This is a genomic window from Streptomyces sp. NPDC090108, assembly GCF_044747185.1.
Lineage (GTDB): Bacteria > Actinomycetota > Actinomycetes > Streptomycetales > Streptomycetaceae > Streptomyces.
On record NZ_JBIVDQ010000004.1, the window covers coordinates 770984 to 783074 of the forward strand.

A 12091-nucleotide genomic window follows, 5' to 3' on the forward strand; every position below is an offset into this window, starting at 1 on the left:
CGCGGGTGGCGCGGCCACCGTGGACGGCCTGGTCACCGTGGACGGTCCGGCCTCCGCCGGTAGCGCGGCCGCCATGGACAACCCGGCCACCGTCTGCGGTACGACCGTCACCGGCGGCCCGGCCACCCCGGACGGCCTGGCCTCCGTCGGCGGCGCGGCCACCGTGGACGCCCCGGCTGCCCCGGCTGTCGCGGACGCACCGGGCTCCGCCGTCGTGCCGTCCCCCGTCATCGCCCGGATCTCCGCCGATGCCCACAGCCTCGCCGACGCGGGTGAGGGTGCGGGCGAGCGGGGCGGCGGGCAGGTCGCCCCGGAGCCGCCGGCCCGCCGGCGGCTCGACTCCCGCGCCCTGCGCACCCACTTCGGCACCGTCGCCGGCGTGGCCATCCTCTCCCTGCTGCTCTGGCGGCTCGGCACCGGCGTCCTGCTCGACGGACTGCGCCGCATCGACACGGTGACCGTGCTGCTCGCGCTGGGCATCGGGGTGGTCACCACCGTGTTCAGCGCGTGGCGCTGGCAGTTGGTGGCCCGCGCGCTCGGGATCCGGCTGCCGCTGGGCGCCGCGACCGCCGACTACTACCGTGCGCTGTTCCTGAACGCCGCCCTCCCGGGCGGGGTCCTCGGGGACGTCCACCGGGCGGTCCGGCACGGGCAGAGCGCCGGTGACATGAGGCGCGGCGTGAAGGCGGTGGTCCTGGAACGGGTCGCCGGCCAGGTGACCCTCGCCGTCATCGGCGCCGCGCTGCTGCTGGCGCTGCCCTCCCCGGTCCGTGCCGACGTCCGCGGCTTCGCCGCCCCCGCGGCCCTGGCCGCGCTCGGCGCGCTGGCCGTCGTCGTCGCCGTCCGGATGAACCGGGCCCCCTCCCGGCGCGGCGCGGACGACGCGTCCGGCACGCCGGGGACGAGGACCGGGACCTGGGGCGGCGCCGCCCTCGGCGAGGCGCGCCGGGGCCTGCTGTCCCGGCAGAGCGCGCCCGGTGTCGCCCTGTCGTCCGCCGTCGTGCTCGCCGGCCATCTCGCGATGTTCGTCGTCGCGGCCAGGGTGGCGGGCGCCACCGCGTCGGTGCCCGTGCTCCTGCCGCTCGCGGTCCTCGCCCTGGTCGCCATGGGAGTACCGCTGAACGTCGGCGGGTTCGGCCCCCGCGAGGGCGCCACCGCCTGGGCGTTCGGCGCCGCCGGGCTGGGCGCGAGCAGCGGGGTCGCGGTCGCCGTCGTGTACGGCGTGCTCAGCCTCGTGGCGAGCCTGCCCGGCGCCGCCGTCCTCGTCGCCCGCTGGTACACCGGGCTGCGCGGCTACCCGCGCACCGCGCCGGAGTCCTCGTCCGACGAACCGGTGAGCAGCCGGAAATACGGCTCGAACGCCTCGGCCAGGCCGGCCAGCAACGCCTTCCCCTTTTCCGCCGAACCCAGCGACGGACGTCCGATGACCCCCGATTCGGTATAGGCGGACATTCCCGTGGTGAGCAGATGACGGCGGTCGTCCGCGGTGAAATCGGCGGACTCGTGACCAGGGCGGACGAATTCGGGATGAGCGTGCAGCAGAATGGAGGTCTCGATTTCCCCGGCGTGCATGTCGGTGAGCAGCGAGGTGACCACTCCGGCCGCCTCCCGCGCCTCCTCCCAGTCCTCCGCGGCCGGGAAGAGCGCCATCCGCTCCCCGCGCGCGGAGGCCTCCTGGACGACGTTGCCCAGCACGTAGTTGCCGCCGTGCCCGTTGACCACGACGAGCGCCTCGACGCCGGAGCGGCGCAGCGACTCCGCGATGTCCCGGACCACCGCGTGCAGCGTCACGGCGGAGATGCTCACCGTGCCCGGCCAGTCCGCGTGCTCGTGCGAGCAGGCGATCGTCACCGGAGGCAGCAGGTGCACCGGGTACCGGGCGGCGATCTCCCCGGCCACGGCACAGGCGACCAGCGTGTCGGTCGCCAGCGGGAGATACGGACCGTGCTGCTCGAAGCTGCCGACGGGAAGGACGGCGACCTGAGGTGACCTCCCCGCACCCCGCGCCCGTACGTCCTCGGTGGTGTCCGCCGGCATCACGCCGTGCGCGACCTCCCGGGCCGGCTCCAGGGCCGTCCCGTACGTCCCGGCCGACGACGTCCCGTCCGCCGCCCTCGCTCCCGAACCACTCATCTTTTTCACGGCCTTTCGTCTCTGTTGAGGAATCAGATCATGACAGAAAACACCGGTGCCTTCGGCAAGAAGTCCTCTCGGCGTTCGGGTGCGGAACGCGTCGTGAATGCCCCGCTGCCCACCGTGTACGGGAAATTCCAGGCGGTCGGCTACATGGACCACGACCGCGGTGACGAACAGGTCGCCCTGGTGCACGGCGAGATCGGCACGGAGAACGTGCTGGTGCGACTGCACTCGGAATGCCTGACCGGTGACGCGTTCGGCTCCCAGCACTGCGAGTGCGGCGACCAGCTGGCCTCCGCGCTGCGTTCCGTCGTCGCCGAAGGCAGCGGCATCGTCGTCTACTTGAGGGGCCACGAGGGCCGCGGCATCGGACTGCTCGCCAAGCTGCGCGCGATGGCCCTCCAGGCGGAGGGGCTCGACACGGTCGAGGCGAACCTGGCGCTCGGGCTGCCCGTGGACGCCCGCGACTACCGCGTGGCGGCGGAGATCCTGCACGACCTCGGGGTGCGTTCGGTCCGGCTCATGTCCAACAACCCGCGCAAGCGCGAGGCGTTGACGGAGCACGGCATCCGCGTCTCCGAGCAGGTGCCGCTCCTCATCGAGCCGTGCGAGAGCAACATCCGGTACCTGCGCACCAAGCGGGAGCGTCTGGACCACCACCTGCCCCACCTGGACGCCGTAGCGCACGGCTCCTGACGGGGCGGGAGGCCGTCCCGCGCCCCCGCCGGGAGCCGTGGCGCCGCGGCCCGCCCGCCTCAGTCCGCCAGGGCCCCGTACGCCAGCCGCCGCAGCTCGGGAAAGAGCTTCAGCTTCTTCGGCCGTACCTGGGTCATGAACTGCACCGTCAGATCGTGACCCGGGTCGACCCAGAAGGCGGTGGTGGCCACGCCGGTCCAGCCGTACGTGCCCAGGCGCGACGGGGCGAGCGTGCGGGACGGGTCGGTCACGACGGAGACATTGAAGCCGAACCCCAGCCCGTCGTTGCCGGGTTCCTGGTGGGCCGGGGCACCGAAGGAGCGCAGGACGGCGCCGCCGGGCAGCTGGTTGCGGGTCATCCGTGCGAGGGTGCCCGCCTCCAGCAGGCGGACGCCGTCCAGCTCGCCTCCCCGGCGGAGCATCTCCATGAACCGGTGGTAGTCGCCGGCGCCGGACACCAGGCCTCCGCTGGCGGACAGGAAGCGCGGCCGTCCGCGTACCGGCAGTCCCGGCACCGGCTCGATGCCGCCCTCCTCCGTCTCGCCGTACAACTCGGCCAGCCTCGTGCCCTGTTCGGGGGTGATGTGGAAGCCGGTGTCCGTCATCCCGAGCGGACGGAAGACCCGCTCGGCGAAGAACTCGTCCAGCGGCTTTCCCGAGACCACCTCGATCACACGCCCCAGCACATTGGTGGCGACCGAGTAGTTCCACTGCGTGCCCGGGTCGAACTGGAGCGGCATGCGCGCGTACACGTCGACCGTCTCGGCGAGGTCGGCGCCCGCCGGCACGGAGGAGCCGAGGTCCGCCTCGCGGTAGAGGGCGTCCACGGGGTGCTTGTGGTAGAAGCCGAACGTCAGGCCCGCGGTGTGGGTGAGCAGATGCCGGATCAGGACGGGTCCGGCGGCAGGCCGGGTCCGTACGTCCGCTCCCGAACCGCTCTCGTACACGCGGGGGTTCGCGAAGGCCGGGAGATACCTCTCGAGCGGATCGTCGAGGGACAGCCTGCCCTCCTCCACCAGCATCAGCACCACGACCGCCGTGACGGGCTTGGTCATGGAGTAGATCCGCCACAGCGTGTCCGCCTCGACCGGCAGACCGGCGGCCAGATCGCGGTGTCCGTACGTGGTGAGGTGGGCGACGCGGCCGCCGCGGGCCACGGCCACCAGATAGCCGGGCAGCCGCCCCTCGTCGACATGGCGGGCGAAGTGCCGGTCGAGACGGTCCAGCGCCTTCTTGTCCAGCCCGGCCTCGGCGGGTTCGGCTTCCTGTCGCAGCTGTGCCATCGCTCTCCTCCGTCACGCTCGTACCCGTGCGGCCGCCCCGGCCGGACCGTCCTGCCCGCCCGCTGCCCGGCCGCACGAGCCTCATCGTCGCGCAGGACCACCGGGAAAGACCCGCTCATCAGGTGTTTGTGTGATCGACACGACGCCGCGCCCCGGCAGCGCGCGGGCGGCGGGAACGGCCACGGCGGCCACCGCGGCCAGCACCAGCAGCGTCCTTGCGGGGTCCGCACCCGCGCCCGCCAGGGCGGTGGCCGCGGCGACGCCCACGACCGGTCCCACGTTCAGCGCGGTCTGCTGGAGCCCGCCCGCCACCCCTGCCGCCGCCACCTCGGCCCGTCGTACGACGACATGCGTGGCCGCCACCATCACCGTGCCGAACCCGGCGCCCAGCAGGGCGAATCCGCAGCCCACCGTGAGCGTTCCGGCAGGCCGGGACAGTGCCAGGACGCCGAGCGCGAGGACCGCCGTCGCCGCTCCCACCGTCCACCGCGCACCCCACCGGCGCAGCAGGGCGGGGCACAGGGGAGCGGAGAGCACCATGAGGATCGCCAGCGGCACGCCGCGCAGCGCGCTGCCGAACGGATCGAGTCCGAGGTCGCGTTGGAGGACGTACGTCTCGGTGAACACCGCGCCGAAGAGAGAGGCCGACGCCGCGACCAGGACGGCGAGCGCCGCTCCCACGGCGGGTGACCCGATCACCCCGGGCGGCAGCAGCGGGCTCGCGGTGCGCCGCTCGTGGCACACGAACGCGGCACCGCTGAGCGCGGCGACCCCGAGTCCGGCGGAGGTGGCCGCGGCGGAGGCGGGCAGCGACACCAGGGTGTGCACGAGGCAGGCCAGGGCCACCGCGAGCAGGACGGCACCGGCGGGATCGAGGCCGGGACGAGAGGTCCCGACCCTGGCGGCCCCGGCGGCCCTGGCGGCCCTGGCGGCCCCGGCGGCCGCATGGTCCGTGCTGCGCAGCGCCGGCAGCCCCAGGGCCAGGGCCGGCAGCACGCTGAGGAAGAACACCGCCCGCCAGCCCCACGCGCCGACCAGGGCCCCGCCGAGCAGCGGTCCCGCGGCCGCCGCCAGTCCGATCGCGCTGGTCCGCACCGCGAGGGGCGTCGCGAGCCGGTCCGGCGGGAAAACGGTCCGCAACATGCCGAGCGTGGCGGGTTGGAGCAGCGCCCCGAACACGCCCTGGGCCGCCCGCAGTCCGATCACCCAGTCGATGCCGGGCGCGAGCCCGATGCCCGCCGAGGCCGCGCCGAAGCCGAGCATGCCGATCGCGAACACGCGCCGCTGCCCGTACCGGTCACCGAGCCGCCCCGCGAACACCAGCAGGCTCGCCACCGCGACGAGATACGCGGTGCTGGTCCACTGCACCTGGGCGAACGACGCGTGCAGAGAGCGCTGGAGGGTGGGCTGGGCGACCGTGAGGACAGTGCCGTCCAGGGCGACGAGGACGGCACCGGCCACGCTGCTCACCAGCGTCAGCCTCAGCGTTCGTTCCGAGGGCCGCTCCTGGGCCCTTCCGGGCGCAAGCCCGGCCTCCCGGCTCACCGTTCACCGTCGCGTGGCCCGAGGTGCGCGTTCAGCACCGTGTCCAGCAGTGGTGCGAACTCCTGCTCACCGGTGGCGAGTTGCAGGCTGCCCCAACGCCACAGCTGGGCGAGTCCGTGCAGTGCGGCCCACAGCGCTCCCGCGGTCCGCCGGGCGTCGGCCCCGGGGCTGACCTGGCCCACGAGATCCGCGAAGAGTCCGAAGAGGGGAAGGCTCGTCCCGCGCAGCCCCAGGTGGCCGCTCTCCAGCACGTCATGACGGAACATCAGCTCGTGCATGCCGGGATGCTCCAGCGCGAACCGGAGGTAGGTCCGTGCCAGCGCGGCGATCCGCTCGCGCGCGGTGGCCCCCACTGTCTCGGCGAGCGTCGCCTCCACCTCGCCGGCCAGGTCGGTGAAGCCCCGGCGGGCGATCGCGGACAGCAGTTCCAGATGGGTGGGGAAGTGGCGGCGCGGCGCCCCGTGCGAGACCCCCGTGCGCCGGGCGATCTCCCGCAGCGTCAGTGCCTCGGCTCCCTCGGCGGCCACCAGGGCCACGCCGACGTCGACGAGGCGGGCCCGCAGGTTCGTGTCGGACTCGGTCATGGGCCGTGTCTACCAGGAGTACGTAGACATTGTCTACGGCCTCTGGGCTGTCGTGGTCCGCCGCCAACCGCCTCCGTGCCGCGGTGGCCCGTGGAAGGGTCGTGCGGGGAATGCCCGGGGTGCCGTGCGGGGTTGACGCCGGTATGACTCAGGACTCGACGCAGGACGAACTGCTCAAGCTGCTCTCCGAAGGGCACGGCGGGGTGCTGGTCACCCTCAAGAGCGACGGGCGCCCCCAGCTGTCCAACGTCAGCCACGCCTACGACCCGGACGAGCGCGTCATCCGCATCTCGGTCACCGACGACCGCGCCAAGACCCGCAACCTGCGCCGCGACCCCCGCGCCTCCTACCACGTCACCAGCGAGGACCGCTGGGCCTACACGGTCGCCGAGGGCACCGCGGAGCTGATGCCGGTCGCCGCGGACCCGCACGACGAGACCGTCGAGGAACTGGTCCGGCTCTACCGCGACGTCCTCGGCGAGCACCCGGACTGGGACGACTTCCGTGCCGCCATGGTCCGCGACCGGCGCCTGGTCGTACGCCTGCCGGTCGACCGGGCGTACGGGGTGCCCAGGCGCTGACCGGGGCGGCCGGCGCCGAGGTCGGCGGGGGCGGGCGGCCGGACCGGACGCGCGTACGGGCGGAGGCGGCTACCGCGCCCCCTCCGTCCTCGCCTCGATCGCGCGCAGCACCGCGATCATGTCCTCGCCGCCGTGTCCCCGGGCCACCGTCTCCTCGAACAGCGCGTGGCAGACGTCCAGGAGCGGCGAGGCGAGGCCGGTCTCGCGGGCCGCCCCCGCGATGAGCCGGTTGTTCTTCAGCACGTCCAGTGCCGCCGCCTGCACCGCGAAGTCCCGCTCCCGCAGCTTGGGCCCCTTCATGCGGGAGACCGCGCTGGCCATGGGGCCGGCGTCGAGCACCTCCAGGAACAGCCGCCGGTCCAGCCCCTGCCGCTCGGCGAAGTGGAAGGCCTCGGTCATCCCCGTCACCAGGGTGATCAGGAAGAGGTTCACCGACAGCTTCATCAGCAGCGCGCCCGGCACCGGTCCGCACGCGAAGGTCTCCCGGCACAGCGGGGCGAGGAGCGGCCGTACGGCGTCCACGGCGGACTCGTCCCCGGCGAGCATGGCGACCAGCTGCCCCTGTTCCGCCGGGACGCGGGACCCGGAGACGGGCGCCTCCACGTACCGGCCGCCCGCCGCGCGGACGTCGGCCTCCAGGGCGCGGGACCAGGCGGGGGAGGCCGTGCCCATGTGGACCACGGTCCGTCCCGCGACCCGCCCGGCGAAGGCGGGGGTGCCGCGGGCCAGGACGGCGTCGGCCGCCGCCTCGTCGGCGAGCATCAGCAGCACCACGTCCGTGCGCGCGAACACCTCGCCCGGGTCCGCCGCCACCTCGGAGTCGGCCGCGCGCAGCGGTCCGGCGCGCTCCGGGGTGCGGTTCCACACCACCAGCGGCGTTCCCGCGGCGGCCAGCCGCAGCGCCATCGGCCGGCCCATGACCCCGAGGCCGAGGAAGCCGAGAGCCGGGGGAGTCACGGGAGCCGAGGGAACGGGAGTCGTGGGAGTCACGGGAGCCACGGGAGTCGCCCTTCGCTCGACGGGATGCCGACTATGACGGCTGTCATAGTAGCGACTGTTATGACGCCGGTCATAGGGTGGAGGTCCGGCGGTGCGGCCGCCGGCGGAGCGAGAGCGGGAGGAGGCCGGACATGGCGGAGCCCACGCGCGGCCCGCGTGAGCGCATGGTGTTCAGCGCGGCCCAGCTCATCCGGCGCGACGGCGTCACCGCCACCGGCATGCGGGACGTCGCCGCGCATGCCGGGGCACCGCGCGGCTCGCTCCAGCACTACTTCCCCGGCGGCAAGGAACAGCTGGTCAACGAGGCACTGGAGTGGACCGGCCGGTACGCGGGAGGCAGGGTCGCCCGTTTCCTCGCGGAACTGGCCCCCCCGACCCCGGCCGGTCTCTTCGCGGCGATGGCCGCGCAGTGGACCGGGGAGTACGACAGGCAGGGCTTCGCGTCCGGCTGCCCCGTGGCCGCCGCGACCGTGGACTGCGCCGCGGCGGGAGGCCCCACCCGCGAGGCGGCGGCCGCCGCGTTCACGGCCTGGCGCGGCCCGGTCGCCGGGGCGCTGGCCGGCATGGGGGTGCCGCCCGCCCGCGCCGCGTCCCTCGCCACCTTGATGATCAGCGCTCTGGAGGGCGCGATCCTCATGGCGCGCGCGGAACAGGACACACGCCCGCTGAAGACCGTCGTACGGGAACTGGCTCCCCTCCTCGACGCGGCCCTGCCCGCTTCCTGAGCGCGCCCGTCCGCCGATCCGCGCTCGGTCGCCGTCCCGCGTCCGGCCGCCGTCCCGTGCGGCCCTGTCCCGCGACCGGCCGCCGTCCCGCGACCGGCTCCGTCCCCGGCTCCGTCCCCGGCCCCCGCCCGGCCCCCCCGCCCGGCGAGAGTGAGAGCCGTGCAAGGAGCGGGTGTGGGGGTGTGTAAGGGGTGAGACTCCGGTGAGACGGGGCACGGCGTCGCGCCCGCCACGTCATCGCGACCGATGATCACCCTGTTCCGGCTGTTCCGGGGTGTGCCCAGCGCCCCGGAGCACGGGGTACCGGTGTCGGGGCCCCGGTACCCCGGCCGGACGCCGGAACGCCCGCGGCCCGGGTCGCACGAGGTGACCCGGGCCGCGGGCGAGGTGTGACGTCACGCCGTCACGGGCGGGTGTTCCACTCGGCGACCACGGGCCGGCCGTGCTCCAGGGAGAGCCGGCTGACCGTGCCGGTGGCCAGTTGGAACAGGCGGCCGTCGGCCGCGGGCAGGCCCAGCCGGCGGGCGGCGAGCACCCGCAGGAAGTGGGCGTGCGCCACCAGGACCACCTCACCGTCGTCCGCGTCGAGCGTCTTGCCGATCCGGGCGAGCACCCGGTCGGCGCGCGCCCCGATCTCGTCCGGCGACTCCCCGGGGTGTCCCTCGGGGCCGGGCGGGACGCCGTCCCGCCACAGGTACCAGTCCGGGCGGGTGCGGCGGATGTCGACGGTCGCGATGCCCTCGTAGCCGCCGTAGTCCCACTCGTGCAGGTCGGGGTCCGTCCCGGCCCCGCCGAGGCCCGCCAGTTCGGCGGTGCGCACGGCACGGCCCAGCGGGCTGGTCAGGACCAGGGCGAGACGGCGCCCGGCGAGGAGCGGGGCGAGGGACTTCGCCTCCTCCTCACCGTTCGGGGTCAGGGGCAGGTCGGTCCAGCTGGTGTGCCGGCCCGACACGCTCCATTCCGTCTCGCCGTGGCGGACCAGCAGCAGATCACCCACGGCAGGTCAGTCCTTCTTCTCCACGGCGTGGCCGCCGAACTGGTTGCGCAGCGCGGCGATCATCTTCATCTGCGGCGAGTCGTCCTGCCGGGAGGCGAAGCGCGCGAACAGCGAGGCGGTGATCGCGGGCAGCGGCACGGCGTAGTCGATGGCGGCCTCGACCGTCCAGCGGCCCTCGCCGGAGTCCTCCGCGTAGCCGCGCAGCTTGTCCAGGTGCTCGTCGTCGTCCAGGGCGTTGACCGCGAGGTCGAGCAGCCAGGAGCGGATGACCGTGCCCTCCTGCCAGGAGCGGAAGATCTCGCGGACGTTGTCCACGGAGTCCGCCTTCTCCAGCAGCTCCCAGCCCTCGGCGTACGCCTGCATCATCGCGTACTCGATGCCGTTGTGGACCATCTTGGAGAAGTGGCCGGCACCGACGCGGCCCGCGTGGACGTAGCCGTACGGGCCCTCGGGCTTGAGCGCGTCGAAGACCGGGCGCAGCCGCTCCACGTTCTCGTCGCTGCCGCCGACCATCAGGGCGTAGCCGTTCTGCAGGCCCCACACGCCGCCGGAGACGCCGGCGTCGACGAAGCCGATGCCCTTGACGCCGAGTTCGGCGGCGTGCTTCTCGTCGTCCGTCCAGCGGGAGTTGCCGCCGTCGACGACGATGTCGCCGGGGGAGAGCAGGTCCCTGAGCTCGTCGATGACCAGCTGGGTGGCCGTGCCGGCCGGGACCATCACCCAGACCGTGCGCGGGCCTTCGAGCTTGTCGACCATCTCGGCCAGGCTCTTGACGTCCGAGACTTCGGGGTTGCGGTCGTAGCCGATGACGGTGTGGCCCGCGCGGCGCAGACGCTCGCGCATGTTGCCGCCCATCTTGCCGAGGCCGATGAGTCCGAGCTGCATGTCAGTTCACTTCCCTAGAGAACGGTAGGCGGCGACGAGGGCCGTGGTGGAGGGGTCGAGACCGGGCACGTCGGCACCCTCGGTGAGGGCGGGCTCGATGCGCTTGGCGAGCACCTTGCCGAGCTCCACGCCCCACTGGTCGAAGGAGTCGATGTTCCAGACGGCACCCTGGACGAACACCTTGTGCTCGTAGAGGGCGATCAGCTGGCCGAGCACCGACGGCGTCAGCTCACCGGCGAGGAGGGTGGTGGTGGGGTGGCCGCCGCGGAAGGTGCGGTGCGCCACCTGCTCCTCGGCCACGCCCTCCGCGCGGACCTCCTCGGCCGTCTTGCCGAAGGCGAGGGCCTGGGTCTGCGCGAAGAAGTTGGCCATCAGCAGGTCGTGCTGGGCCTTGAGCTCCTCGCTCAGCTCGTCCGCGGGGCGGGCGAAGCCGACGAAGTCCGCCGGGGCCAGCTTGGTGCCCTGGTGGATCAACTGGTAGTAGGCGTGCTGCCCGTTGGTGCCCGGCGTGCCCCACACGACCGGTCCGGTCTGCCACTCCACCGGACGCCCGTCGCGCTGCACGGACTTGCCGTTGGACTCCATGTCCAGCTGCTGGAGGTAGGCGGTGAACTTCGACAGGTAGTGGCTGTACGGCAGCACCGCGAGCGACTGGGCATCGAAGAAGTTGTTGTACCAGATGCCCAGCAGGCCCATGAGCAGAGGCGCGTTGGCCTCGGCGGGCGCGGTGCGGAAGTGCTCGTCGACGGTGTGGAAGCCGTCCAGCATCTCGCGGAAGCGGTCCGGGCCGATGGCGATCATCAGCGACAGGCCGATGGCCGAGTCGTACGAGTAGCGGCCGCCGACCCAGTCCCAGAACTCGAACATGTTGTCGACGTCGATGCCGAACCCGGTGACCTTCTCCGCGTTCGTCGACAGCGCCACGAAGTGCTTCGCGACGGCCTTCTCCTCGCCGCCGAGCGCGTCGAGCAGCCAGGAGCGGGCCGAGGTGGCGTTGGTGATCGTCTCGATCGTGGTGAACGTCTTGGAGGCGACGATGAAGAGCGTCTCCTCCGGGTCCAGGTCACGGATGGCCTCGTGCAGGTCGGCGCCGTCCACGTTGGACACGAACCGGAACGTCAGGCCGCGGTCGCTGTAGGGGCGCAGCGCCTCGTACGCCATCGCCGGGCCCAGGTCGGAGCCGCCGATGCCGATGTTGACGACGTTCCTGATCCGCTTGCCGGTGTGGCCGGTCCACTCGCCGGAGCGGACCCGCTCGGCGAAGGCGGTCATCTTGTCGAGCACCGCGTGCACGGCCGGCACGACGTTCTCGCCGTCGACCTCGACGACCGCGTCCCGCGGGGCGCGCAGCGCGGTGTGCAGCACGGCGCGCTTCTCGGTGAGGTTGATCTTCTCGCCGCGGAACATGGCGTCCCGCAGGCCGAAGACACCGGTGGCGGTGGCGAGTTCCTGGAGCAGGGCCAGGGTCTCGTCGGTGACCAGGTTCTTGCTGTAGTCGATGTAGAGGTCGCCCACCCGGACGACGTACCGCTCTGCGCGGCCGGGGTCCGCCGCGAACAGGCCGCGCAGCGAGGGGACTCCACCCGCGCGGTGGTCGGCGAGGGCCGTCCACTGGGGGCGGCGGGTGAGCAGGGGGGTGTCTGACGGAGCGTCGGACATG

11 protein-coding genes and 1 pseudogene are annotated in these 12091 nt (G+C 73.5%); 4 read left to right on the top strand and 8 right to left on the bottom strand.

Annotated features, from left to right (window positions below):
• Positions 1-73: 73 nt before the first annotated feature.
• Positions 74-1192, top strand: a pseudogene (locus ACIPRD_RS18205) (lysylphosphatidylglycerol synthase transmembrane domain-containing protein); the annotation flags it as partial.
• Positions 1193-1293: 101 nt separating this feature from the next.
• On the opposite strand, the gene ACIPRD_RS18210 reads toward ACIPRD_RS18205, so the two are convergent.
• Entirely contained in the window at positions 1294-2037 is a 744-nt protein-coding gene (locus tag ACIPRD_RS18210; RefSeq protein ID WP_356399792.1) for a creatininase family protein, read from the bottom strand.
• A 135-nt stretch (positions 2038-2172) separates the two neighbouring features.
• On the opposite strand from ACIPRD_RS18210, the gene ribA reads away from it, so the two are divergent.
• Positions 2173-2832 carry a GTP cyclohydrolase II gene (ribA, locus tag ACIPRD_RS18215; RefSeq protein WP_356399313.1) on the top strand — a complete coding sequence of 220 codons (660 nt, stop codon included), beginning with the start codon at positions 2173-2175 and terminating at the stop codon, positions 2830-2832.
• 59 nt (positions 2833-2891) lie between these two features.
• On the opposite strand, the gene ACIPRD_RS18220 is transcribed toward ribA, so the two are convergent.
• The 3 genes from ACIPRD_RS18220 to ACIPRD_RS18230 all read right to left on the bottom strand — a co-directional run bounded on the left by ACIPRD_RS18220 (position 2892) and on the right by ACIPRD_RS18230 (position 6244).
• Positions 2892-4115 (bottom strand): serine hydrolase domain-containing protein, encoded by a 1224-nt coding sequence (locus tag ACIPRD_RS18220; protein WP_401564129.1) that lies wholly within the window; start codon positions 4113-4115, stop codon positions 2892-2894.
• Between the two features lie 81 nt (positions 4116-4196).
• The gene (locus tag ACIPRD_RS18225; RefSeq protein ID WP_401564228.1) at positions 4197-5594 is read right to left on the bottom strand and encodes an MFS transporter; all 1398 of its coding nucleotides are present in this window, start codon (positions 5592-5594) and stop codon (positions 4197-4199) included.
• 62 nt (positions 5595-5656) lie between these two features.
• The gene (locus tag ACIPRD_RS18230) at positions 5657-6244 is read right to left on the bottom strand and encodes a TetR/AcrR family transcriptional regulator (protein ID WP_401564132.1); all 588 of its coding nucleotides are present in this window, start codon (positions 6242-6244) and stop codon (positions 5657-5659) included.
• Between the two features lie 143 nt (positions 6245-6387).
• Here ACIPRD_RS18230 and ACIPRD_RS18235 point away from each other — a divergent pair, with 143 nt between their 5' ends.
• Positions 6388-6825 carry a PPOX class F420-dependent oxidoreductase gene (locus ACIPRD_RS18235; RefSeq protein WP_356399305.1) on the top strand — a complete coding sequence of 146 codons (438 nt, stop codon included), beginning with the start codon at positions 6388-6390 and terminating at the stop codon, positions 6823-6825.
• Positions 6826-6894: 69 nt separating this feature from the next.
• On the opposite strand, the gene ACIPRD_RS18240 is transcribed toward ACIPRD_RS18235, so the two are convergent.
• A complete protein-coding gene (locus tag ACIPRD_RS18240) occupies positions 6895-7782 on the bottom strand; it encodes an NAD(P)-dependent oxidoreductase (protein WP_401564136.1) in 888 nt (295 codons plus the stop codon).
• Between the two features lie 173 nt (positions 7783-7955).
• On the opposite strand from ACIPRD_RS18240, the gene ACIPRD_RS18245 reads away from it, so the two are divergent.
• The gene (locus ACIPRD_RS18245; protein ID WP_356399303.1) at positions 7956-8549 is read left to right on the top strand and encodes a TetR/AcrR family transcriptional regulator; all 594 of its coding nucleotides are present in this window, start codon (positions 7956-7958) and stop codon (positions 8547-8549) included.
• Positions 8550-8952: 403 nt separating this feature from the next.
• Here ACIPRD_RS18245 and ACIPRD_RS18250 read toward each other — a convergent pair whose 3' ends face one another.
• From ACIPRD_RS18250 to pgi, 3 genes are read right to left on the bottom strand one after another with little or no spacing between them, the layout of a single operon-like run.
• A complete protein-coding gene (locus ACIPRD_RS18250) occupies positions 8953-9546 on the bottom strand; it encodes a histidine phosphatase family protein (RefSeq protein ID WP_356399301.1) in 594 nt (197 codons plus the stop codon).
• A gap of 6 nt (positions 9547-9552) precedes the next feature.
• Entirely contained in the window at positions 9553-10431 is an 879-nt protein-coding gene (gene gnd, locus ACIPRD_RS18255) for a phosphogluconate dehydrogenase (NAD(+)-dependent, decarboxylating) (protein WP_356399299.1), read from the bottom strand.
• A gap of 6 nt (positions 10432-10437) precedes the next feature.
• Positions 10438-12090, bottom strand: coding sequence for a glucose-6-phosphate isomerase (gene pgi, locus ACIPRD_RS18260; protein ID WP_401564140.1), 1653 nt, complete (start codon positions 12088-12090; stop codon positions 10438-10440).
• Between the last annotated feature and the right edge of the window lies 1 nt (position 12091).